Origin of the sequence: Pseudochrobactrum sp. Wa41.01b-1 (assembly GCF_019464455.1) — a bacterium.
GTDB classification, from domain to species: Bacteria; Pseudomonadota; Alphaproteobacteria; order Rhizobiales; family Rhizobiaceae; genus Pseudochrobactrum; species Pseudochrobactrum saccharolyticum.
This window is the reverse complement of sequence record NZ_CP080493.1, coordinates 45,186-68,266: the sequence shown is the minus strand read 5'-3', so window position 1 is coordinate 68,266 and position 23,081 is coordinate 45,186. Positions and strand designations below refer to the sequence as shown.

Sequence of the window (23,081 nt, the reverse complement as noted above, 5' to 3'; positions counted from 1 at the left end):
ATGCAACGCCGATGGTCAAGCAGACTTTTGTACCGTATGAAACTTCTTTTCAGTCAATAAGCCATTGAAATGCTGTTTGAGTGCCCTACCAGCGCAGCAAAACCGCACCCCAGGTAAAGCCGCCACCCATTGCTTCGAGCAAAATAAGGTCGCCTTTTTTGATGCGGCCGTCTTTTACTGCGGTCGCCAGAGCCAGCGGCACGGAAGCTGCTGATGTGTTGCCGTGCTGATCGACGGTGATCACAACCTTATGCTCTGCAATGTTCAGCTTCTTGGCCGAGGCATCAATAATGCGCTTATTGGCCTGATGCGGAACGAACCAGTCAATGTCCTCAGCGCTCAGGCCGGTGGTTGCAAATGAGGCTTCGATCACATCAGTAATCATGCCCACCGCATGTTTGAAAACTTCACGGCCTTCCATACGCAGATGACCGACTGTCTGGGTTGTTGAAGGGCCGCCATCAACATAGAGTTTTTCTTTGTGGGAACCGTCGGAACGCAGGTTCGCTGTCAGCACGCCGCGATCAGAGGTCAGACCATTGCCCTCGCCCGACTCGAGAACCAGCGCACCCGCACCGTCACCGAACAAAACGCAGGTTGTGCGGTCTTTCCAGTCGAGAAGACGCGAGAAAGTTTCCGCACCGATCACCAGCACGCGCTTGGCCATACCGCTCTTGATATACATATCAGCCGTTGTCACCGCATAGACGAAGCCGCTGCACACAGCCTGCATATCAAAGGCAAAGCCGTGCTTCATGCCCAGCGCATTCTGAATTTCGACAGCACTGGCCGGAAATGTATGATTTGGTGTGGAGGTTGCCAGAATGATGAGATCAATATCATCCGCCGTCAGGCCGGCATTTTCCAGAGCAGCCTGTGCGGCTTTGGTGCCGAGAGATACAGTCGTTTCATTCTCCGCAGCAATATAACGCTGACGAATACCTGTACGCTGAACGATCCATTCGTCAGATGTTTCGACAACCCCTTCCAGCTCGGCATTTTTTACAACGCGTTCCGGTGTGGCTGCACCAATGCCTTTAACGACGGATCTGATCATCAGTAATTTTCCTGTCTGACATATCGGGCATCTTGTCGGGGATCTGGCGCAAAGCAAGCCATCCGACGACACCGGATACATATATTGATATTGTGCGTGCTCGTCCGGCGAGACACATGCGAGAATTTATCGCCGGATAATTGCAATATAGTGTCAGTCATTACAAATGCCTGAACGGAAAGCAATGACTGACAGAATAAAGCTTATATGGAAATCATATAAGGCGAATTTACGATAGAGCGGCTTACCTGAAAATTACATCACAGTACTCGCTCTATCTCCTTGTTTTTGCGCATGTCACTATCGGAAAACCAATCTCCGCTTTTCCGCAACATGCTCTAAATTAAAGGATCAGGCCGGTTTTGCAGTTGCGTCTGCTGGATTGCCAGCCGCTTCAGCATCATCAGCTTTGTAATGGCTGTAGAATGTGGTCAGATCCGCCTCGATCTTTTGCATAAGACCGTTGCGTACCATGTCATAGCCAACTTCAATCGCCGAGCAGAAACCGTCAACATTGGCGCCGCCATGACTTTTGATGACTACGCCATTGAGACCAAGAAACACCCCGCCATTGACCTTGTTCGGATCCATCTTTTCCTTCAGACGGTTAAACGCGCCTTTGGCAAAAATATAACCGATCTTCGCCATCCATGTCCGGCTCATCGCGCCGCGCAAATAGGCAGAAATCTGCTTGGCTGTGCCTTCGGCAGTTTTCAGAGCGATATTGCCGGAAAAACCTTCTGTCACAACAACATCTACGGTGCCTTTGCCGATATCATCGCCCTCGACAAAGCCGTTATATTCAAAGCCCGGCAGCGGTGTTGCTTTCAAGGCAGCGCCCGCTTCCTTGATTGCATCCAGACCTTTAACTTCCTCAACACCTACATTGAGCAGGCCGACTGTCGGACGCTTAATTTCAAACAGCGCGCGCGCCATACCGGCGCCCATCACAGAATAATCAATCAGCTGACGGGCATCTGCACCAATACTCGCGCCCACATCCAGTACAATGCTTTCGCCACGCGTCGTCGGCCAGATCGCCGCAATCGCCGGACGTTCAATATTTGCCATCATACGCAGGCAGAATTTTGCCATTGCCATCAGCGCACCGGTATTGCCTGCGGATACGCAAACATCGGCTTCGCCGTTTTTCACTGCTTCAATCGCCTGCCACATCGTGGATTTGCCGCGACCATTGCGCAAAGCCTGACTAGGCTTATCGTCCATCTGCACCGCGGTTTCGCTGATATGCAGCACCGATACAGCTTTCAGTTTAGGAAATTTATCCAGAAAAGGTTCGACCTGGCCTGCTAAGCCATAAAAAACAAACCGGATGTCAGGATGACGCTCCAGTGCATTCGCCGCAGCGGGGATAACCACTTCAGGGCCAAAATCGCCCCCCATAGCGTCAATAGAAATTGTGACCACTTGATCGTCCTATACCGGTCCTCACAAAACCACACGGGTTTGCCATAAAGGCTGCCTGTCCGGCATGATTTAAATGTATATTCCGCGTCCGCAAAGCAAACGTGAATATCTTCGTCTTCTTCATCTGCGAAGTTGCAGTCCTATACAGCACTGCAACCCGCCCTGAATTTTGCAAAATAACTTTTTTGCCTGCGCGCACAACTTATTTTTAATTTTGGCACGCAGACAACATTCCGCGAAACGGCAGCTCCCACAGCATGTTTTTGAATATAAAGCACTTTACAGGCTTTGACTATTCAAATCACGCGGGGCATCCGCCGTTTGAAAACAGAATCTCAGTTTTTGTCACGCAGCTTGGCCAGACCGGCAAAAGGCGAATCCGGCTTGATGTCACTTGTGTCTTCATCTTCGTCATCTTCGATGATTTCGATATAATCCGCCTCAGCTTTGCGCGGATAAGGATCAAGTGCCAGTTCAAAGAACTCCTCAGCCACAGCGCCGATATCAATGCGGTCACCTTCAAAGGTTTCCGGCATATCCGGACCTTCGGCATCAATCAGCATTTCACCGCTTTCATCCAGACGGATGCGTGCAAGGCGGGAGTTTTCCGGTACGAAAACCGTATCCACTTCTTCACTGATCATTGCATTGATCGGCTCAAGCGTCGCAACGCAAGCCTGCACGATCTGCGCTTCAATATGACCGCGCAGTTTAATGCCGTCTTTCTTCCAACGTGTAATCAGAAAATCCGCCGTGAATGAATCAACCGATAGCAATTCATGATTGGCAGCCAGAAGAGCGCGCTCTTTCTCATTGGCTTCGATCTTAACGGTCGTGCCCTTAGGCGGCACATGCGCCACCGGAACCGGATGGCTTAAGCCCGTATTACCCGACCCGTTATGTTTAGTCATGATAAGTCCATTTCGTTTCAATGCCGGTGCAATACCGGCATTTATATTTGTATTATTTATGCAAAGCTGAAGCTTGCTTCAAGGAAGCTGCTGTCCGGCTGCTCACGTAAATGCGCATAAACCTGCATCACATAAGCGGCCATTGCCTCACTATGCTCCCATTCTTTACCAGCCTCGGTCAGATCAGGACGCACATTACGGCCGAGAGCGACAGCCAATGCCGCGCTGTCATTCTTGTCGATTGCCTCAGCATAGCTCAGTACACGGCCATAATACATGCGCGCCAGTTTTTTCATGCGTTTCGGCACGCCCTGATCGCCGATACCAAGCTCACGCAGGGAATGGTCGACATCTTTGAAAAACTCTTCGGCAATGTCCTGCGTCAGTTCTTTCAGCGCGGAATTTTCAGATTTCAGCCGGTGCATCAGCAAAAAGACATGTAAAGACAGCATTTCATAGCGGCCGATCGGCGTATCGGGCACAAGAAACTCCGCGTAAAAGCGTTTTTGTCGTGCTGCCGCCACGATTTTCTCATAAGCAGACAGTGTAATTGCTTCATTTACTCGGGATTTGCGTCTTAATAAATTAAGAATCATCATTTAACGCCCATGCTTTTGTTGCATCCGGATGCAAGGTGGTTTACCCAAGTTCATCTGGATACGGAAGTACCGTTGGGATAATGGTTATGGAGATGTCGTCGTTGCAGCGTATTTTCGCACAAAACCGCAGCAGAAGCTTGCTCATTACAGGCGCAGCCGTGCTTTTTTCGCTCGGGCTTGCCGGTTGCAATACCGCAAGCACGCTCAATCCTTCAGAAACTTTGACTGAAGGTTACGTCCTTGATGAACAGGCACTTGATTCTGTTCCTGTCGGTTCCAGCCGTGAGCAGGTTCTGCTGACGCTCGGCACCCCGTCAACAACTGCTACATTTGATAATGAAGTCTTCTACTATATTTCGCAGAAGCGTTATCGTGTTGCGCAGTTCATGGCGCCTAAAATCATCGACCGCCGCATTCTTGCTGTTTACTTCAACAAGGATGGTAAAGTCTCTCAGATCGCCCATTATGGTCTGCAGGATGGTAAAGTCTTCGACTTCATCTCCCGCACAACACCAACCGGCGGTAAAGATCAGAGCTTTATCGGTCAGCTTATTCAGGGCGTTGGCAAAATGCCGACCTCGCTGCCAGGCACGATCTAAACTATTTCTGCATGATTGCAGTGATGAGAACAAAAACGCCGGTGAGATATTCTCACCGGCGTTTTTCTTTACCTGCACGCTTTACTGATGCGCCAGTACTGCCAGCAGCAGCAATGCAACAATATTGGTGATCTTGATTGCCGGATTGACCGCCGGCCCTGCCGTATCCTTATAAGGATCGCCGACAGTATCACCGGTGACCGAAGCCTTATGCGCTTCCGAGCCCTTCATATGCTTCACGCCGTCTGCATCGGTGAAGCCATCTTCAAAGCTCTTCTTGGCATTATCCCATGCGCCGCCGCCGGAAGTCATGGAAATCGCCACGAACAATCCGTTGACGATCACGCCGAGCAGAGAAGCACCGAGCGCAGCAAAAGCGGAAGCCTTGGAACCGGAAATCAGCAGCACACCGAAATAAACCACCAATGGCGCCAGTACCGGCAGCAATGACGGGATAATCATCTCGCGGATCGCAGCTTTGGTCAGAATATCCACCGCACGAGCATAATCCGGCCGTTCCGTACCGCTCATGATACCGGGCTTTTCCCGGAACTGACGACGCACTTCCTGCACCACCGATCCCGCAGCACGACCGACTGCCGTCATGGCGATACCACCAAACAGATAGGGAATCAGACCGCCAAAGATCAGTCCTGCCACCACGTAAGGGTTGGAGAGGTCAAAAGAGACTGGCCCCATATCGCTGAAATACGGATAGTTCTGACTATTCGCTGCAAAGAATGCCAAATCGTTGGAATAGGCTGCAAACAGCACCAAGGCACCAAGACCGGCCGAGCCAATCGCATAGCCTTTGGTTACCGCCTTGGTCGTATTGCCTACCGCATCCAGCGCATCTGTTGCCTTGCGCACTTCCGGATCAAGCCCCGCCATTTCCGCAATACCACCGGCATTGTCGGTTACAGGGCCAAAAGCATCAAGCGCCACGATCATACCGGCAATGCCGAGCATCGCTGTCACTGCAATTGCCGTGCCGAACAATCCGGCCAGCTGATAGGTGGTGATGATACCGAATACGATAACAATCGCAGGCAATGCCGTTGATTCCAGTGACACAGCCAGTCCCTGAATGACATTGGTGCCATGTCCGCTGACGGAGGCCTGCGCAATCGAATTAACCGGACGCTTATTTGTGCCGGTATAATATTCCGTAATCACCACGATCAGACCGGTGACAATCAGACCAATCAGCCCGCAAATGAACAGGTTTGTACCGGTGATGGAAATACCGGCAACAGTACCGACCTCACCCCAGCCGATGGTCAGCGTGGTTGCTACTGCAAGCCCCACCACAGACAGCAGACCGGTCGCAATCAGCCCCTTATACAAAGCCCCCATAATGGAATTATCCGTGCCGAGCCGCACAAAGAATGTACCGGCAACGGATGTGAGAATGCAAAGCCCGCAAATAGCCAGCGGGTAGAGAATGATCGTTGGCAGCAATGGCGTACCGGCAAAGAAGATCGCCGCCAGCACCATGGTTGCCACCACGGTTACCGCATAGGTCTCAAACAAATCCGCAGCCATACCGGCGCAGTCACCAACATTATCGCCGACATTATCGGCAATGGTTGCCGGATTGCGCGGATCATCTTCGGGAATACCGGCTTCAACCTTGCCGACCAGATCGCCGCCGACATCGGCCCCCTTGGTGAAAATACCACCACCGAGACGGGCAAAAATGGAAATCAGCGAAGCACCGAAGCCAAGCGCCACCAGTGCATCAATCACCACACGGTCACCGGAAGCATAGCCCATCATCGCCGTGAGCCATGTGTAATAACCGGCAACACCAAGCAGCGCCAACCCCGCCACCAGCATGCCTGTGACTGCACCGGCGCGGAAGGCAATCTCCAGCCCACCTGCGAGACTCATCGATGCCGCCTGTGCTGTACGCACATTGGCACGCACGGAGACATGCATCCCGATAAAACCGGCCACACCGGACAGAACCGCACCAATGAGAAAACCGAAGGCCGCATAGGCACCCAGCAACCACCATGTAATGAGAAAGACCACCGCACCAACGAAAAAGATCGTCATATATTGGCGTGCAAGATAGGCTTGTGCACCCTCGCGGATTGCTCCTGCAATTTCCTGCATCCGCGCATTACCCGCATCCGATGCCAGCACCGAGCGGATTGCCCAGCCTGCATAGACCAGTGCGAGAATGCCACAAATAAGAATGAGTATGAGAACTGCCATGCGTATTCCCCTTATTCTTCGGCCTTTATAATTCCGGAATGAGAACCGGATTATCTCCCGATAACGGAGGACGGCATGGAGCAAGGTACAGCAGTCATTTAAAGCGCGGAGTGCGCTTCTGAAAATGCTCACAGTCTGTTCAGACAGCAACAGAGGGCAGTTATTTCAGTTCAGAGTCCGGCAGTTTGATTTACCCCATAATCCTGCCCTGAAATCTCTCAGTCTTCAGGATTATGTTTCGTTCAGCATCTGTCTGATCAGCATGCTTCAGGCTTGTCTTCCGGTATTCTGTGCGCAGGATGCGAAAGCCTGTAACAAAGGTCAAGTGCCTGTTTTAAAAACGGTAACAGCGCAAGTACCGGCAATATAAAAAAGCCGGCACAATATTGTACCGGCTCTGATGGCTTTAAAATGCATCGCAAAGGCAATCGCCTCTGCCAAACACCGTCAGCGCGGCGTTTTTCTGGTTCCGCGGCTCTCGCCACGAATTTCAAATGCCAGACGATCCAGCACAGCATTGACGAGTTTCGGCTCGTCTTCTTCGTAAAAAGCCTTGGCAATATCTACATATTCCGAGACGATAACGGCTGTCGGCACTTCTTTTTTAGTGCGCAATTCCCAGATACCCGCACGCAAAATCGCACGCAGGGTCGAATCAAGGCGCGACAGCGGCCAGTCTTCGGTCAGCGACTGACGGATCATCGGATCCAGCACGCGCTGGTCGGCAACCACACCGGCAATAATGGCGCGGAACCATTGCGGGTCAGCTTCCAGATACTGATCGCCGTCAATATCTTTGCCGAGGCGGAAATTTTCATATTCAGCAGCAATGTCCAGCACGCCGGTGCCGGTGACTTCCATCTGATACAGTGCCTGAACGGCAGCAAGGCGTGCAACGCCTCGCTTATTGGCGGTGCGCGGCGCATTCTGCGGCGTCGCATGAGGGGCGGTCATATCAGACTCCAAATTTTTTCTGTAAATCAATCATCGTCAGGGCAGCGCGCGCTGCAAAACCGCCCTTATCTTTTTCACTGCGTTTGGCGCGGGCCCAGGCCTGCTCTTCATTTTCAACAGTGAGAATGCCATTACCGATCGCAATGCTCTCCGAGACCGACAGATCTGTCAGCGCACGGGAGGATTCATTGGCAACGATTTCAAAATGATAGGTCTCGCCGCGAATGACAGTACCAAGCGCAACATAACCATCATATTCTGTACCGCCACCGGCTTCAGCATCGAGAGCGAAAGAGATAGCCGCAGGAACTTCAAGAGCGCCCATGACCGTCACAATATCATAAGTCGCACCGGCTTCATCCAGCGCCGCTTTGGCACCATCCAGAAGCGCGTCAGAAAGCGCATCGTAAAAACGGGCTTCAACAATCAGAATATGCGGCGGATAGGCCAGATTTCCGGTCATCTCATTCTCCATAGTCAGCTGCCTTTAAAGCAATTGAATCCACGACTACCAGAGCGGTTTATATGAAACTGCCACAGGTCAAGAACACTGTATCCTCTCCCGCAGGCACAGGCTGCTTACGGGAACGTATATAAATCATATTCTATAGAAACCTGCGGCACTTACAATGTAAGCAGCCATACATTTTTCAATATGCTTTTTGCCCGCAACAACAGCGAGACCCTGCTGCGACAGATCAATCTGCACAACTGAGTTAAAGCAACGCCTGAACGGTAATGACTGCTGCTCTACAGCATTGCGGTTGAAAAGTAATCCCTGTTTGCAGCTTTTCAGTGATTTTGTCGCACGCATAAAACAAAGATGCCGCTTATCTGCATAAGCGGCATCCCGTCCGGTTGTCATAAAAAAGGTATTTATGCCTTAAACTGCGCAAGGCGGGCTGCATAACGCGCCAGCTGGTCGATCTCGATATTGATCTTATCGCCGACCTGACGTGTGCCCCATGTGGTCACTTCCAGCGAATGACGGATCAGCAGCACATCAAATTCATTGCCGTTAACGCCATTGACTGTCAGCGACGTGCCGTCCAGTGCCACGGAGCCCTTCTGCGCGATAAACGGCACCAGATTTTCCGGTGCGCGGATGGTAAAGCGCACCGCCTCACCTTCCTGCTGAATATTGATAATTTCCGCCATGGCATCGACATGGCCGGATACAAGATGACCGCCCATTTCATCGCCAAGCTTCAGCGAACGCTCCAGATTGATTTTGCGTCCGGCTTTCCATTCGCTGATCGTGGTCAGACGCAGGGCTTCTTCCCATGCTTCCACTTCAAACCAGCAGGCATTGCTTTCAATATCCGGCAAGCGGGTAACTGTCAGGCACACACCCGAACAGGCAATAGATGCACCGATCTCAATGGTTTTCGGGTCATAATGCGTATCAATACGCAGTCTTACGCCTTCATCCATCGGGTTGATTTCAGCAACTTCACCGATATCTGTAACAATGCCTGTAAACATAAGAAATCCTTCTCATTCCCTGCTTATCAAAAACCTGCTTTGCGCTTGTACTCACTCAAAACATCTGACGCAAAATGGCTTTCGCCGGTTTTGACAAAATCCGCATCAATGAAAGCCTGCAAACCCTCAACCGCCAGCGCCTGACCATCTCCGTTGGAAAGGATCGGGTTCGGGCCGTCAAAAATCATCAGCTTATCAACCAGTCCCTGTGCCAGAAAAGCCTGTGCAACAACTGCGCCGCCTTCTACCATGACTGTGGCAATGCCCTGCGCTGCAAGGTCATCCAGCAGTTCCGGCAGAGCGATTTTTTCATCCTCGCATTCCGTTGCCAGAATACGGCATCCGGCTTCAATCAGTTGCTGGCGTTTTGCCGGATCAGCATTATTGCTGGCAGCAATCCACAAAGGCACCTGACGCGCGGAACGCACCAGTTTGGATGTGAGCGGAATACGCAACTCGCTATCGAGAATAACGCGGATCGGCGAACGATCCTGCAGCCCCGGCAAACGGGTATTCAGTACCGGATCATCCGCTATAACCGTTCCGACACCAATCATAATCGCATCGGTCTGGGCGCGGCGCATATGCACCTGCGCAATACTGACCGCACCGGTAATGGCAATCTGACCACGTCCGACGCAGCCGACATAGCCATCAACCGACAGAGCCAGCTTCAGCATCACTTCCGGACGCTTGCGGAAAGAGCGCGACAGATAGCCTGCCAGTTCATCGTCGCCCTGCTCGCGGCAAACATCGGTGACAACTTCCAGCCCTGCATCACGCAAAATCTGGTAACCACGGCCTGCAACACGCGGATCAGGATCGCTGCTCGAAGCAACAACGCGCTTGATGCCTGCAGTGACCAGCGCAGAAGCGCAAGGCGGTGTGTGACCGTGATGAGCGCAAGGTTCCAGCGTGACATAGGCGGTTGCGCCCTTTGCCAGTTCTCCGGCTTCTGCCAGCGCTTGTGTTTCTGCATGCGGACGTCCGCCTTCAGCTGTCACACCACGCCCGACAATCACCGGCCCGTGGCCGTTATCCGCTACAATCAGCGTCGCCACAGAAGGATTGGTTCCCGTAATACCAAGATGGCGGCGTGAATAGCGGATTGCAGCCGCCATAAAGCGCTTATCAAGCTCCGATGCACTTCCCTCGCCAGAATGGGTCTGACGGGCTGTCGCGTTCTGAGGTTCATTCATATGCCAAATTCCAGTACGGAGTGTTTTGTACCGCCTGCCTTTAAGCCAAACAGATTCAAAACCTATTTACTTTAACACGCATCTGACCCGAAACAATTTTCAGTTGCCAATATGCATTCAGTTCACAAGAGGCATCAGGTTCAACGAACATCCATGCCTCAAATTCTTATTCAAAAGCAGAAACCTGCCCAAAGCCAGAGCACATTATGCGCTCTGAACTTTAATCCTCATTGCTCGATGATACAGCATTTTCCGGATGGCCAAGCTCATCAATGACATTGTGGAAGTCTTTGGCAACACTGAAATTACGATAAACAGAAGCGAAACGGATATAGGCAATATCGTCCACGCCCTTCAGTGCTTCCATTGCCAGACGGCCGATCTCTTCTGACGGAATTTCGACCTCACCGGAACTTTCCAGCTGGCGCACAATACCAGAAACAGCGCGTTCCACGCGGTCACTGTCCACCTCGCGCTTGCGCAGCGCAACCTGCACCGAATGCATCAGCTTATCGCGGTCGAAAGGCACACGGCGGCCGCTTTTCTTGACCACCATCAGTTCGCGCAACTGTACGCGCTCAAATGTCGTGAACCTGCCGCCACATACAGAACAGACACGGCGCCTGCGGATGACCGAACCGTCTTCCGCCGGACGGGAATCTTTGACCTGCGTATCTTCAGACTGACAAAACGGACAGCGCATGGCTCAACTCTCAACTTGTTACCGCGCCTTGCAGCACGGCAGCCATTCCAGCCTGACAGGTTGTAAACGACTATAATTCACTCAGATTGAAATTATCTAAAGCAGATAGGCTGCTTTGTCATCAGCTATGTCCGGCAAGCTGCACAGACAAAAACGCCGCGTAACACTTATGTGATACGCGGCGTCTGAAATTACAACATAGTCACAACCGGCTTAGCCCAGATAGCCATACATCGGGAAGCCTTCGGTCAGCTCCACAACTTTTTTCTGAACAGCCTGTTCAACAGCTGCATTGCCTTCATCAGAATTGGCAGCTTTAAGACCGTCGAGCACTTCAGTGATCATATCACCGATCTGTTCGAATTCCTTGATACCGAAGCCGCGGGTTGTACCGGCCGGTGTGCCGAGACGGATACCGGAAGTCACAAAAGGCTTCTCAGGATCGAACGGAATACCGTTTTTGTTGGTGGTGATATTGGCACGGCCTAACGCTGCTTCAGCGCGTTTGCCGGTCGCATTCTTCGGACGCAGGTCAACCAGCATCAGATGGTTGTCGGTGCCGCCGGAAACGATATCAAGACCGTTTTTCTTCAGGTTCTCTGCCAGAGCCTTGGCATTTGCCACAACATTCTGCGCATAGAGCTTGAATTCAGGCTGCAGCGCTTCTGCCAGTGCAACCGCTTTACCGGCGATCACATGCATCAGCGGGCCGCCCTGAAGACCCGGGAATACAGCCGAGTTGAACTTCTTGGCCAGATCACCATCATTGGTCATAATCATACCACCGCGCGGGCCGCGCAGGGATTTGTGGGTGGTGGTGGTGCAGACATGAGCATGCGGCACAGGCGACGGATGCACACCGGCAGCAACCAGACCGGCAATATGCGCCATATCAACCATCAGATATGCACCGACTTCATCGGCGATTTCACGGAAGCGCTTCCAGTCCCAGATACGGGAATAGGCAGTACCACCAGCCAAAATCAGCTTTGGCTTATGTTCGCGGGCAAGACGTGCCACTTCATCCATATCCAGCAGGTGATCGTCTTCACGCACACCATAGGATACAACATTGAACCATTTACCGGACATATTAACCGGAGAACCGTGGGTCAGGTGACCACCGGAATTCAGATCCAGACCCATGAATGTATCGCCCGGCTGCAGCAGCGCGAGGAATACAGCCTGATTCATCTGGCTACCGGAATTTGGCTGCACGTTGACGAATTCTGCGCCGAACAGTTTCTTCGCACGTTCAATCGCCAGTTCTTCAACGATATCAACATACTGGCAGCCGCCATAATAGCGCTTACCCGGATAACCTTCGGCATATTTATTGGTGAGGATTGAACCCTGAGCTTCAAGCACTGCGCGGGAAACGATATTTTCCGATGCAATCAGCTCGATTTCGTGACGCTGACGGCCAAGCTCCTTACGGATTGCGCCGAAAATTTCAGCATCCGCTTCTTCAAGACCCTTATTAAAGAATGCTTCGAGAGAAGCACTGTTCGCCTGCGACATATCCTATTCCCTTCCGGTTCCCGGTCAATTTCCCAGTCAAAAGTCAATCAGACACCATTCCCGCCGCCTGTATGCGACGGTCATGGAATTCCTCGCTATTTTTTTGACGCGTATCTTATCCGAAAACCGGTTCCCGCTTTTCGGGATACGCTCAATGTCTGTCCGCATATCAAAATGCGAAACAAAAAGCACGTAAATTCAATGTTGTTTGAGGGTTAGAGCTGCTCCGGCAGTAAACGATTTATCGGAGCCGCTCTAACTCTTTTTTACGCATTATCCTACGCAAAACCGCTTCGCACTTTTGCTGGAAATGCTCTAGCCCATTCCTATGTCGGGTGGCAATATCACACTTGTAACACCTGCTCCATGGCCAACAGGCGATATGCCATGACGTAAAACGGCTAAAGTCCCATTTATATCGTTTAAATAGAAAAAAGCCGCCCGAAGGCGGCTTTAAATTCAGACGTTAATTAATAGACCATGCTTCTGCTTAGCCATCCGGCTGGTGCATTTTTTGGAACTGCACCAGCATTATTGCGACCTCAGGCTGTGCAAGATCAGATCGCTGTACCGATTGCCAGTTCCGAAGCACCGTCCATCTTGTAAATATCATCACGGAACTGCGGAATACCGTCACCGGTAGACCATGCGGAAATATAGACAAAATACAGCGCCACAGGGTCAGCCACCTGAATCGGATTATTCTGACCGCTCTTAATTGTATCTTCGATAGTCTGACGATCCCAGCCGCCGGTATTTTTCAGCAGCCACACATCCAGATCGCGGATATTCTGCACGCGGATACAGCCTGACGAGTCAAAACGCATCAGATTGTTGAAAGTGCCCTTCTGTGGTGTGTCATGCATATAAACAGCATGGCTGTTATGGAAGTTGATTTTGGTCGAAGCCATGGCATTGATCTTGCCCGGATCCTGACGGAACATCAGCTTCACTGCATCTTCCGTGTTCCAGTCAACGGTTTCCGGCGGAACTTCCTGTCCCTGACCATCGTAAAGGCGGATCTTGTTCTTGGTCAGATATTGCGGATCTTTACGCATCAAAGGAATGATATCCTTGCGGATGATCGACTTTGGCGCTGTCCAGTATGGATTGAGGATCACTTCATGAATTTTTGAAGTCAGGATCGGTGTCTGACGGTCGATCTTACCGACAACGGCGGTATGGCGCTGCACTACGCGGCCATTTTCAATCGCCTCGATCTGTGCTGCCGGAATATTGACCATGACAAAGCGCGTCTGATCGACATTGGCCAGCGAGCCAAGACGCTGCAGATTGGTATTGAGCTGACCAAGACGGACATCGGCACTGACATTGAGCGCCTTATAGGTCACATCGCCCATCACGCCGTCAGCAGGCAGACCGTGGCGTGCCTGAAAGCGCTTTACGGCCGCATCTACATAAGTATCAAAAGAATTGGAAGCACCGATGCCCTGAGGCAGATCGCCGGAGATCATCAGGCGCTGACGCAGGATCGGCACAACCTGACTTTTCATACCCAGACGCAGGCGCTCATTGCCCGGCACAACCGGCCAGCCGCCATTGGCGACAATATTATTATACTGATTGATCGCTTCGCTGATATAATTCAGCGTCTGCGGGCTCATAATCGGCTGATTGGTGGCGATAGCTTTGGCACCGCCGGTGCCGCGTGCATCGAATGTATCGTTCCAGTTACCGCGACGGCCGGATGACAGCACATCATTCAGGCCGACAGCCTGAGCAAGTGCCGCAGAAGAAACTGCCGGTACCGACAAAGCAGCCAGTCCCAGACCGGCAGCGCCCCGCAAAAACAAACGGCGGTCAAGTGCCTTGGTTGTTTTGCTGTCTTTTACATTATGCTTCATTCTTTGATCCTCAATCCGCCGTAACAGGACGTGGCACACCGGAAGCTTGCCGCATGACACAGACATATCAGCAGAAAAGTCTTAAACTTCCTGCGCTCCAGAGCATTCTCAATCTAAAACTAAGTATTGGAGATGCTCTGTCGCTTTATTAAGCTCTATACGTGCATCTTATCCGAAAACCGGTTCCCACTTTTCGGGATGCGCTCAACTTTAACTCTGAAACTAAAACAAACCCGAATAGCAGTATAACTGACTGAACACGCATCAGTTGCCTAAACACAAAACATCCTGCGGGACTTTACCGCTATAATCAGTTTTGTGGCTTAAACATGTCTGCGGGTATTCCGGCAAGTCATTACATTCATCACAAACTGAAAATTATTATTGCAGATAAGCTTAATAAGTGAATGTGGCCATTTCGCAACGATCAGAACTGCCCCCCCCCCTGTCGGCATTACAGCTCAGCAGGTCTGCCATGCATGTGGCTGAATTTTTGCAGGCGTCGCAAAGAGTTATGCATAGAGGCGAGACGTGCAGCATCCGGCACTTCCCTGCCCGATGTCTCCAGAAATACAAAAGTATAGAGCTCATAGAGGCCGTCTGCCACTGCCTGCCCTTTTTCAGTAAGCGCAAGAACGGCCAGATCTGCTCCGCCCGCCGCCGTCTCATCCGCACCGGAAGTCACATAGCCTTGCGCAAACAGGCTTGCCAGCATTACCACCGATTGTGATGTGACGGGCTCAACCATACGATAAAGCTGGACAGTATCACGCAGACCAAGACTGATACAAAACAGCATCAATGCCTGTTCGGCATTCAGCGGATAATCCTGCCGGCCGGAAAAAGCATCGTCAAAAAATGCCAGAACCCGCTTATAATGCCGGTTCAGCTGCCGCTCGACTTCCAGACACAGAACCTGCAAGCCTGTTCCTTCACCGGAACGGGAACCTGCATGTCCCATACCGGATAATGATGTCTGAAACGGCTCTTGCGTTTGCATGCAGCTTGTCTCCGCTTTTCCAAAGCACAAGATCAGCCAGCCGCCTCCGAATGCGGAAGCGCGCAGAAACTGAAATTTGCCTCAGGAGACTTTAAGAAATAGCGGTGAACTTCGGCTTAAGCCACAGGGCTAACAAGTGGTTAACAACCGGCTCTCTCAATCCGGTCATTATTCCAGTTTTAGCGGACAGGCGTTGCCAGTGCACGTTTACCCTGCAAAAACAGGCCGATACGAAAAGCGATATAGATCAGCAGAAATGCAATATTGACGGCTGCCAGCGCCGGAAAATATTCAAAGAACCGTGCAAAAACTGTGTAAATCAAAGCCTGAGCCACAGCCGTAATCACCCATAGCACAGCGCCCCATGAGGCACGGATCCACAGGCCGGTCGCAACAATCGGCAGCGCAATCGCGAGACTCACACAGATTGTCTGCCATTGCCACGGCATCAGATCGAAACGCCATAGCAGTCCCGGATATAGACCGATCAGCCGCAACCAGTAATAAACACCACCGACAAGGCAAACCAGCGCGACAAAGCGGATAAACAGAATGAACCAGCTATGCAGGGCTGAATCTCCCGTGCGCAGTCTCAGCTGATCATCCATCATGCGACTCATTACCCTTGTTTAATGTCTTTAACGTTTAGAAAATCCGGTAATTGCACCTGCACCAATGTTGCAGGGTTCCATAGCGGATTACCGGTCTTGTCGATCAGAACAGCACCGACACCGGCATAAAAATCATGCCCTTGCAGCAGAATCTCTGCCAGAGCGTACTCTATTTGCATCTGTCTATCCAAGCGTGCGCTGTAGCTCAGCTCTCTGTTTGCACGAATAAATGCTTCAGCATCCTGAAATAGCGTGAAAATCGCTTTCAGACTGGTTGGCGAACGCTTACCCAGCAGTTCTGCAATGGCTGCGGCTTTCTCATTGCCGGCCTCTCCGGCGTCTGAGAATTGCGCGAGAACCTGCTCCACACTCTCCGCCTTACAGCATCGGGCAATCAGCGCCCTGTCCTGTTCCGGCATTTCCCAGTCGGGCACATCCGACTGCATAGACAGAAGTATATCATCCGGCTGTTCACCGCCGATCAGCCGCTCACGCAATTCCGCCAGCAGTTCAGCTTTCAGCGCGTGCGTGGCAATCCCGCTCTGCAAACAATCACCCCAGCGGATCGCCGAGCCGGTTAAGCCGAGATAGAAACCGAACTTGTCCGGCAAGGCAGGTAAAAACGCACTACCGCCCACGTCGGTGAAAAAACCGATCCCGCTTTCCGGCATAGCGAACAGCGTATTCTCGGTCACAATCCGGTGTGAACCATGAACGGATATTCCGGCACCACCGCCCATGGTAATGCCGTCAAGCAAAGCAATATAAGGTTTTTTATAGGAGCCGATGAGGCGGTTGAGGCGATATTCATCCTGAAAGAAATCATAGGCAGGCGTACCGTTTCTGCCTGCGTGATAGGCAGCCACAACGTCACCACCGGCACAGAATGCACGCCCTTCGCCTTCAACGATCACGGTTTTCACCTGAGGCTCATCAGCCCAATGCAGCAATGCACGCTCCATTGCCTGCACCATTTTGTGTGTCAGAGCATTCAGCGCTTTCGGACGGGTCAGCCGGATCAGCCCTGCAGAACCTTGCATAGTAAAAGCAACTTCATCATCGCCGCCGAAATTCTCCTTGAAATCAGATATCATCACGCCGCTTCCTCCGCTCTGATGCACCTTATTCATTGATTTTCCTCTCCCGCATTGAAGCATGATTCATAAGTGAGTAAAGCAAGCGCGGCAATGTTTCACACCTCAAAAATTGTTTTTATCAAGCTGTAACCACGATTTGGGTGTTAAGGCTCCCTCATCGAAGTCTGCGCTGCAGAAAATTGCAGTTTCATAGGCCGAAATACGGAAAGACATGATGCGTAACATTGATGAGATCACCCAAAGCCGCCGCCTGCGCCGTACGCGCCGTACCGAATGGTCACGCCGTCTGGTTCAGGAAAACAGTTTAAGCGTCAATGATCTGATCTGGCCGTTTTTTGTCTGTGAAGGCAGCAATGTCGCCTCGCCGATTGCCGCAATGCCGGGTGTTCATCGTTATTCCGTGGATATGGCTGTGCGTCAGGCAGAAAAAGCTGCAAAACTCGGCATTCCGGCCATCGCACCTTTCCCGAATGAACCGGCGCGGATTAAAACGCAGGACGGCTCCTATATTGCCAATCCTGACAATCTCATCAATTCGGTGACCCGCGCGATCAAAAAGGAAATTCCGGAAATCGGCATTATTACCGATGCCGCGCTCGATCCTTTCACCACGGACGGCCATGACGGAATTTTGCGCGACGGTATTATTCTCAATGATGAATCCGTAGAGATGGTTGTGCGCGGCGCGCTGGCTCAGGCTGAGGCCGGTGCGGATATTATTGCTCCTTCCGATATGATGGACGGCCGTATCGGCGCAATCCGCGATGCACTGGATGCCAATGGTTTCCAGCATTTGCCGATCATGTCCTATGCCACCAAATTCGCTTCCGCTTTCTACGGTCCTTACCGTGAAGCGATCGGCACGGCAGGTGTGCTGAAAGGCGACAAGAAAACCTATTATCTTGATCCGGCCAATACGGATGAAGCGCTGCGCGAAGCCGAGCAGGATGTGCTGGAAGGCGCGGATATGCTGATGGTCAAACCGGGTTTGCCTTATCTCGACATTATCCAGCGTATCAAAAGCCAGTTTGCCCTGCCGACCTTCGCCTATCAGGTCTCCGGCGAATATGCGATGATCAAAGCTGCCGGTCAGAATGGCTGGATCGATGAAGAGAAAGTCATGCTGGAAAGTCTGCTGGCATTCAAACGTGCCGGTTGCGACGGTATTCTCACTTATTTCGCTCTGGAAGTGGCTGAGAAACTCAAAAACGCCTGATCCCGTCTATGTTTTTTAAATGCGCATTCCGCCATCGGCAGAATGCGCTTTTTTATATGGAATTGCATTTAGAGGGCTTACCGGCGGGCAATCTTGAAATCGGCACCGCGGCTTCCTATCTCCTTGTTTGTAAGTTTAAAAGGAGAAACCATAAGCCGATGAATGACCGAACAATCAATAATGATATTGTTCTGCCGCGTTTTGAAGACCGTCGCCTCTATGAAGGTGTGCGCACCAGACGCGTATTCGCCTTTCTGATCGACTATTTCATTGTGCTTTTGCTGTGTATCCCTGTCGCGATCATCATCGCTTTTCTGGGTATTCTGACGCTGGGTCTGGGCTGGATGCTCTATGGTATCCTGCTGCCGCTGGTGGCGCTGCCTTATGTATATTTTACAGTCGGCGGACGTAATAAAGCCACCACAGGTATGCGAATGATGGGTATTCGCATCGAGCGTATGGACGGCAATCCGGTTGACGGCCTGTTTGCGGTGGTTCACTCGGTTTTGTTCTGGGCTTCCTGCACAGTACTTACCCCGCTGATCCTGCTGGCAACCCTGTTTCTGGATTATAAACGCGGCGTACACGACATGCTGCTCGGCGCGGTGATTATCCGTACCAATCCGTAACAAGACGGCAAGTTGAACGTGAACAGCGCGGGTATTTCCGCGCTGTTTGCATTACCAGCTTTTTTATCGCCTTTTATGCGCTATGAAATGCGACAAACTAAAGAATCTAGAGCGAGTGCTGTGATCCAATCTGGATGTAAACCGCTCTGGAACGAGTTTTGTGCACCCAAAGAGGAGCCTGACGCTCTAAATCACAAAAGCGGGATTTTACATATCTTCGTTTTCAATTATTATTAACCACTCTGCAGGCCTTTAACTGCACAATTACAGACGTGAATTTTACAATTCGTCTTTATTGCGTTTTGACAGGCGAAACATGACACAACATCAACCGCAACCGCAGCAATTTTATCTCACCGCCCCGTCTGAATGTCCTTATCTGGACAATCGCGCAGAGCGGAAGGTTTTTACACATCTGGTTGGCAGCCGTGCGCCGGAACTCAATGATCTGCTGACACAGGCCGGCTTCCGACGTTCGCAAAATATCGCCTATCGACCCGCCTGTGAAAGCTGCAATGCCTGCGTGTCCGTGCGTATTCTCGCCGGCGAATTTCAGATGACGCGCTCCATGCGCCGCATCTGGAAACGCAATCAGGATCTCATTGGTTTTGCCAATAAAGCTGAGCCAAGTTCCGAACAATATTCCCTGTTCCATGATTATCTCAATCACCGTCATCATAATGGCGGTATGTCGGAAATGTCCGTACTTGATTATGCAATGATGGTTGAGGACAGCCATGTGAACACGCAGATCATCGAATATCGTATGCGTGGTGCCGATACGATGATTACCGGCAAAGGCGATGGTCCGCTGATTGCTGCCGCCCTTACCGATGTGATGGGTGACGGCGTATCGATGGTCTATTCGTTCTTCAATCCGGAACTGGCTGACCGCTCACTCGGCACCTATATTATTCTCGACCATATTATGCGCTGCAATGCGCTTGGCCTGCCGCATGTTTATTTGGGATACTGGGTCAACGGCTCCGAAAAGATGCATTATAAAACCCGCTTCAAGCCGCAGGAACATCTCACAACCAATGGCTGGCTGCGTACAGATATTGCAGATTAAATCAAAACACCCGCATGAGAACCATGCGGGTGTTTTTATATTAAGCAATAAATTCAATTTGCTAGATGATAAATCTCATAATGAGATTCATATATTTTTGCGTAACATGCTTCAGCTTTTACGCCCTACTTTGTAGGCCATGCCGATTGAGGCAGGCGTAACCGGCGAAAAACCGTATTGCGCATAAAGATGCTGTGCAGGACCATCAGCGATCAGACTGACATAGGCGCTCTCCGGCGCATGTTCATCCAGATAGGCTTTGATCTCAAGCATAATCCGCTTGCCAAGTCCCTGCCCCTGATAATCAGGCAGCACTGCAATATCGCAAACCTGATAGGTTGTGCCGCCGTCACCAATGACGCGTCCCATGCCGATAATCTGATCGCCATCGGCAATCTGCACGGCGAATAATGAATTCTTCAGACCGCGTTCGGCTGCGTCTGTTGTTTTTGCACTGAGGCCGCTGGCAGTGCGCAGATGACAATAAGTTTGCACATCCGGAATCTGATGCAGCACCTGATATTTTGATTCAGCAGGCATGGCTAAAGGTTTCTTCCCATTGGTTTATCAGCAATCAGAGCGGCTTCTTCCCTACAAGAAGCCACTCTGCCTGTATTTTACGAAGTGAATTTACCGGTGCGCGGGAACCCCTTCGGCACCATCCGTCCGGCGGAAGCGCGTGCACCCGTCCATTCGAGCAATTCTTCTTTACTGCGTGTGAATGTGCGATCAGCGGAATCCTGCCATGTCAGCCCCTGCTCGATAGCAAAGCTGCGGATGTCGGACACACCGCCGTCTTTGTATTTCTGCAAACGCACACCTTTACCGCGTGCCAGTTCCGGCAGCTCCGACAGCGGGAATACCAGCATTTTGCGGTTTTCGCCGACAACAGCCATAGTATCACCGGTCACACGCTGACAGATTTTCATCTCATCCGGCAGTTTCACATTCATGATCTGCTTGCCCTTACGGGTATTGGCAATGACTTCGCTTTCGCTGATCATGAAGCCATAGCCCTCATGGGATGCCAGCAGCAATTTAGCAGATGCATCATGCACAAAAGCGGTCAGAATATCCTGATCATTGTCCATATCGACCATGATACGGATCGGCTCGCCATGACCACGGCCACCCGGCAAAGTATTGGCGCCGATGGTGAAGAATTTACCGCCGGTCGTTGCCACAACAATCTTGTCCGTCGTCTCCGCATGGAAAGCCAGATGCAGCTTGTCGCCTTCTTTAAAGGACAGGCTGGAGAAATCTGCCAGATGCCCTTTCATGGCGCGCATCCAGCCTTTTTCCGATACCACAATCGTGACCGGCTCACGCTCGATCATTGCCTGATGAATATCTTCCAGATCATGGCTCGGTGCTTCAGCAAATTGCGTGCGGCGCTTACCCAGTGCGGTTTCCGGCCCGTAAGTCTCGCGAACCTTTTTGATTTCGCCGCTGATCGCCTTCCACTGCTTGATTTCCGAACCAAGCAATTCTTCAAGCTGCGCTTTTTCAAGTGTCAGCCCGTCAAACTCTTTGCGGATTTCAAATTCTTCCAGCTTGCGCAAGGAACGCAGGCGCATATTCAGGATCGACTCAGCCTGCATGTCTGTCAGGCTAAACGTACGCATCAGTTCCTGTTTCGGCTCATCCTCTTCACGGATGATGCGGATAACCTCATCCAGATTGAGATAGGCAATCAGGTAACCGCCCAGAATTTCCAGCCGCTTTTCAATCTCATTAAGCCGGAATTGTGAACGGCGCTGCAGAACTTCCTTACGATGTTCCAGCCATTCTTTCAGCACACCACCCAGCGAGAGAACATTCGGTACTTTGCCATGGGAAAGCACGTTCATATTCAGCGAAATACGGCTTTCAAGCTCGGTGAGCTTGAACAGCGATTCCATCAGCAATTCAGGATCAACCGTGCGGTTTTTCGGCTCCAGCACAATGCGGATATCTTCGGCCGACTCATCGCGGATATCATCAAGCAGCGGCAGTTTCTTCGCCAGCAGCAGTTCAGCGATTTTCTCAATCAGGCGTGATTTCTGCACCTGATACGGAATTTCCGTAATCACCACCACCCATGTACCGCGACCGAGATCTTCCTTCTCCCATTTCGCACGCACGCGGAATGCGCCGCGGCCTGTGCGATAAGCCTCAAGAATATTCTCTTTTGGCTCAACCAACACACCGCCGGTCGGAAGATCAGGTCCCTGAACAATTTGCACCAGTTCTTCAACCGTTGCCTGCGGATTGCGGATCAGCAGCAGCGCGGCATCACACAGCTCCGCCACATTATGCGGCGGAATATTGGTGGCCATACCTACAGCAATACCGGAGGAGCCGTTTGCGAGAAGGTTAGGAAAAGCGCCGGGCAGAACGACCGGTTCTTCGTCTTCCTCATTGTAAGTCGGACGAAAATCGATGGCGTTTTCTGTAATACCTTCGAGCAGCAGTGACGCCACTTCGGTCATGCGTGCTTCGGTGTAACGCATAGCCGCCGGATTATCACCGTCAATATTGCCGAAGTTGCCTTGCCCGTCCACCAGCGGATAGCGCACGGCAAAATCCTGCGCCAGTCGCGCCAGCGCATCATAAATAGAAGCATCACCGTGCGGGTGGAACTTACCCATCACGTCACCGACAATACGCGCGCATTTGGCATAGGCACTGCCCGGATTAAGACGCAGCAGGCGCATGGCATGCATGATGCGGCGGTGAACCGGTTTCAGACCGTCGCGCACATCCGGCAGCGCACGATGCATGATCGTGGACAGCGCATAGGCAAGGTAGCGCTCTTCGAGCGCCGATTTCAGATCAACTGTTTCAACGTGATCGTCGCCGCCTGATGGCGGAATCAAATTATTTCCCATGGAATATGGTTAGCAAGCGGCTGATTCTGCGGCAAGTCAAGA

General features: G+C 51.5%; 21 protein-coding genes. 4 read left to right on the top strand and 17 right to left on the bottom strand.

The annotated features are described in order from the left end of the window. Window positions 1-85 precede the first annotated feature (85 nt). The 4 genes from K1X45_RS00335 to K1X45_RS00320 form a co-directional block, all read right to left on the bottom strand. Window positions 86-1,057: a beta-ketoacyl-ACP synthase III gene (locus K1X45_RS00335; RefSeq protein ID WP_220159469.1), complete on the bottom strand. Its 972-nt coding sequence runs from the start codon at window positions 1,055-1,057 to the stop codon at window positions 86-88. 351 nt (window positions 1,058-1,408) lie between these two features. Then, window positions 1,409-2,485, bottom strand: coding sequence for a phosphate acyltransferase PlsX (gene plsX / locus K1X45_RS00330; RefSeq protein ID WP_220159468.1), 1,077 nt, complete (start codon window positions 2,483-2,485; stop codon window positions 1,409-1,411). A 335-nt stretch (window positions 2,486-2,820) separates the two neighbouring features. After that, window positions 2,821-3,396, bottom strand: coding sequence for a DUF177 domain-containing protein (locus tag K1X45_RS00325; protein WP_220159467.1), 576 nt, complete (start codon window positions 3,394-3,396; stop codon window positions 2,821-2,823). Window positions 3,397-3,452: 56 nt separating this feature from the next. After that, complete coding sequence (locus tag K1X45_RS00320; protein WP_213599871.1) at window positions 3,453-3,992, bottom strand: ubiquinol-cytochrome C chaperone family protein; 540 nt, start codon at window positions 3,990-3,992, stop codon at window positions 3,453-3,455. 89 nt (window positions 3,993-4,081) lie between these two features. Here K1X45_RS00320 and K1X45_RS00315 point away from each other — a divergent pair, with 89 nt between their 5' ends. After that, window positions 4,082-4,594 (top strand): outer membrane protein assembly factor BamE, encoded by a 513-nt coding sequence (locus K1X45_RS00315; protein ID WP_075655863.1) that lies wholly within the window; start codon window positions 4,082-4,084, stop codon window positions 4,592-4,594. A gap of 81 nt (window positions 4,595-4,675) precedes the next feature. On the opposite strand, the gene K1X45_RS00310 is transcribed toward K1X45_RS00315, so the two are convergent. From K1X45_RS00310 to K1X45_RS00260, 11 genes are all read right to left on the bottom strand, one after another. Beyond that, window positions 4,676-6,817: a sodium-translocating pyrophosphatase gene (locus K1X45_RS00310; RefSeq protein ID WP_220159466.1), complete on the bottom strand. Its 2,142-nt coding sequence runs from the start codon at window positions 6,815-6,817 to the stop codon at window positions 4,676-4,678. Between the two features lie 447 nt (window positions 6,818-7,264). Then, window positions 7,265-7,771, bottom strand: coding sequence for a transcription antitermination factor NusB (gene nusB / locus K1X45_RS00305; protein ID WP_075655648.1), 507 nt, complete (start codon window positions 7,769-7,771; stop codon window positions 7,265-7,267). A 1-nt stretch (window position 7,772) separates the two neighbouring features. Further along, a complete protein-coding gene (locus K1X45_RS00300) occupies window positions 7,773-8,234 on the bottom strand; it encodes a 6,7-dimethyl-8-ribityllumazine synthase (protein WP_121992946.1) in 462 nt (153 codons plus the stop codon). A gap of 413 nt (window positions 8,235-8,647) precedes the next feature. Continuing rightward, window positions 8,648-9,256, bottom strand: a complete 609-nt coding sequence (locus K1X45_RS00295) for a riboflavin synthase (protein ID WP_220159465.1) — start codon at window positions 9,254-9,256, stop codon at window positions 8,648-8,650. 26 nt (window positions 9,257-9,282) lie between these two features. Beyond that, the gene (gene ribD / locus K1X45_RS00290) at window positions 9,283-10,455 is read right to left on the bottom strand and encodes a bifunctional diaminohydroxyphosphoribosylaminopyrimidine deaminase/5-amino-6-(5-phosphoribosylamino)uracil reductase RibD (RefSeq protein WP_022710483.1); all 1,173 of its coding nucleotides are present in this window, start codon (window positions 10,453-10,455) and stop codon (window positions 9,283-9,285) included. Between the two features lie 220 nt (window positions 10,456-10,675). Further along, window positions 10,676-11,158 carry a transcriptional regulator NrdR gene (gene nrdR, locus K1X45_RS00285; protein WP_151157947.1) on the bottom strand — a complete coding sequence of 161 codons (483 nt, stop codon included), beginning with the start codon at window positions 11,156-11,158 and terminating at the stop codon, window positions 10,676-10,678. 213 nt (window positions 11,159-11,371) lie between these two features. Further along, entirely contained in the window at window positions 11,372-12,679 is a 1,308-nt protein-coding gene (glyA, locus tag K1X45_RS00280) for a serine hydroxymethyltransferase (protein ID WP_022710481.1), read from the bottom strand. Window positions 12,680-13,236: 557 nt separating this feature from the next. Continuing rightward, the gene (locus K1X45_RS00275; protein WP_075655656.1) at window positions 13,237-14,544 is read right to left on the bottom strand and encodes a murein L,D-transpeptidase; all 1,308 of its coding nucleotides are present in this window, start codon (window positions 14,542-14,544) and stop codon (window positions 13,237-13,239) included. 454 nt (window positions 14,545-14,998) lie between these two features. Continuing rightward, a complete protein-coding gene (locus tag K1X45_RS00270; protein WP_075655658.1) occupies window positions 14,999-15,544 on the bottom strand; it encodes a hypothetical protein in 546 nt (181 codons plus the stop codon). A 179-nt stretch (window positions 15,545-15,723) separates the two neighbouring features. Next, complete coding sequence (locus K1X45_RS00265) at window positions 15,724-16,155, bottom strand: DUF6163 family protein (RefSeq protein ID WP_075655865.1); 432 nt, start codon at window positions 16,153-16,155, stop codon at window positions 15,724-15,726. 8 nt (window positions 16,156-16,163) lie between these two features. Further along, complete coding sequence (locus tag K1X45_RS00260; protein ID WP_220160334.1) at window positions 16,164-17,249, bottom strand: enoyl-CoA hydratase/isomerase family protein; 1,086 nt, start codon at window positions 17,247-17,249, stop codon at window positions 16,164-16,166. Between the two features lie 214 nt (window positions 17,250-17,463). On the opposite strand from K1X45_RS00260, the gene hemB reads away from it, so the two are divergent. The 3 genes from hemB to K1X45_RS00245 all read left to right on the top strand — a co-directional run bounded on the left by hemB (window position 17,464) and on the right by K1X45_RS00245 (window position 20,169). Continuing rightward, window positions 17,464-18,468: a porphobilinogen synthase gene (gene hemB, locus K1X45_RS00255; protein WP_151157953.1), complete on the top strand. Its 1,005-nt coding sequence runs from the start codon at window positions 17,464-17,466 to the stop codon at window positions 18,466-18,468. A 158-nt stretch (window positions 18,469-18,626) separates the two neighbouring features. Then, the gene (locus K1X45_RS00250) at window positions 18,627-19,097 is read left to right on the top strand and encodes an RDD family protein (RefSeq protein ID WP_022710475.1); all 471 of its coding nucleotides are present in this window, start codon (window positions 18,627-18,629) and stop codon (window positions 19,095-19,097) included. A gap of 316 nt (window positions 19,098-19,413) precedes the next feature. Further along, window positions 19,414-20,169 carry an arginyltransferase gene (locus tag K1X45_RS00245; protein WP_220159464.1) on the top strand — a complete coding sequence of 252 codons (756 nt, stop codon included), beginning with the start codon at window positions 19,414-19,416 and terminating at the stop codon, window positions 20,167-20,169. A gap of 111 nt (window positions 20,170-20,280) precedes the next feature. Here K1X45_RS00245 and K1X45_RS00240 read toward each other — a convergent pair whose 3' ends face one another. Both K1X45_RS00240 and parC read right to left on the bottom strand, forming a co-directional pair. Beyond that, window positions 20,281-20,709 (bottom strand): GNAT family N-acetyltransferase, encoded by a 429-nt coding sequence (locus tag K1X45_RS00240; RefSeq protein WP_116088174.1) that lies wholly within the window; start codon window positions 20,707-20,709, stop codon window positions 20,281-20,283. Between the two features lie 77 nt (window positions 20,710-20,786). Further along, the gene (gene parC / locus K1X45_RS00235; protein WP_220159463.1) at window positions 20,787-23,039 is read right to left on the bottom strand and encodes a DNA topoisomerase IV subunit A; all 2,253 of its coding nucleotides are present in this window, start codon (window positions 23,037-23,039) and stop codon (window positions 20,787-20,789) included. Window positions 23,040-23,081 lie beyond the last annotated feature (42 nt).

Bases quoted from the DNA above. Each gene is read 5' to 3' on its own strand.
- K1X45_RS00315 (WP_075655863.1), top strand. From the start codon at position 4,082: ATGGAGATGTCGTCGTTGCAGCGTATTTTCGCACAAAACCGCAGCAGA.
- K1X45_RS00270 (WP_075655658.1), bottom strand. From the start codon at position 15,544: ATGCAAACGCAAGAGCCGTTTCAGACATCATTATCCGGTATGGGACAT.
- parC (WP_220159463.1), bottom strand. From the start codon at position 23,039: ATGGGAAATAATTTGATTCCGCCATCAGGCGGCGACGATCACGTTGAA.
- hemB (WP_151157953.1), top strand. From the start codon at position 17,464: ATGATGCGTAACATTGATGAGATCACCCAAAGCCGCCGCCTGCGCCGT.
- K1X45_RS00265 (WP_075655865.1), bottom strand. From the start codon at position 16,155: ATGATGGATGATCAGCTGAGACTGCGCACGGGAGATTCAGCCCTGCAT.
- K1X45_RS00260 (WP_220160334.1), bottom strand. From the start codon at position 17,249: ATGATATCTGATTTCAAGGAGAATTTCGGCGGCGATGATGAAGTTGCT.
- K1X45_RS00310 (WP_220159466.1), bottom strand. From the start codon at position 6,817: ATGGCAGTTCTCATACTCATTCTTATTTGTGGCATTCTCGCACTGGTC.
- nrdR (WP_151157947.1), bottom strand. From the start codon at position 11,158: ATGCGCTGTCCGTTTTGTCAGTCTGAAGATACGCAGGTCAAAGATTCC.
- K1X45_RS00275 (WP_075655656.1), bottom strand. From the start codon at position 14,544: ATGAAGCATAATGTAAAAGACAGCAAAACAACCAAGGCACTTGACCGC.
- K1X45_RS00300 (WP_121992946.1), bottom strand. From the start codon at position 8,234: ATGACCGGAAATCTGGCCTATCCGCCGCATATTCTGATTGTTGAAGCC.
- nusB (WP_075655648.1), bottom strand. From the start codon at position 7,771: ATGACCGCCCCTCATGCGACGCCGCAGAATGCGCCGCGCACCGCCAAT.
- glyA (WP_022710481.1), bottom strand. From the start codon at position 12,679: ATGTCGCAGGCGAACAGTGCTTCTCTCGAAGCATTCTTTAATAAGGGT.
- ribD (WP_022710483.1), bottom strand. From the start codon at position 10,455: ATGAATGAACCTCAGAACGCGACAGCCCGTCAGACCCATTCTGGCGAG.
- K1X45_RS00325 (WP_220159467.1), bottom strand. From the start codon at position 3,396: ATGACTAAACATAACGGGTCGGGTAATACGGGCTTAAGCCATCCGGTT.
- K1X45_RS00245 (WP_220159464.1), top strand. From the start codon at position 19,414: ATGACACAACATCAACCGCAACCGCAGCAATTTTATCTCACCGCCCCG.
- K1X45_RS00240 (WP_116088174.1), bottom strand. From the start codon at position 20,709: ATGCCTGCTGAATCAAAATATCAGGTGCTGCATCAGATTCCGGATGTG.
- K1X45_RS00250 (WP_022710475.1), top strand. From the start codon at position 18,627: ATGAATGACCGAACAATCAATAATGATATTGTTCTGCCGCGTTTTGAA.
- K1X45_RS00295 (WP_220159465.1), bottom strand. From the start codon at position 9,256: ATGTTTACAGGCATTGTTACAGATATCGGTGAAGTTGCTGAAATCAAC.
- K1X45_RS00320 (WP_213599871.1), bottom strand. From the start codon at position 3,992: ATGATTCTTAATTTATTAAGACGCAAATCCCGAGTAAATGAAGCAATT.
- K1X45_RS00335 (WP_220159469.1), bottom strand. From the start codon at position 1,057: ATGATCAGATCCGTCGTTAAAGGCATTGGTGCAGCCACACCGGAACGC.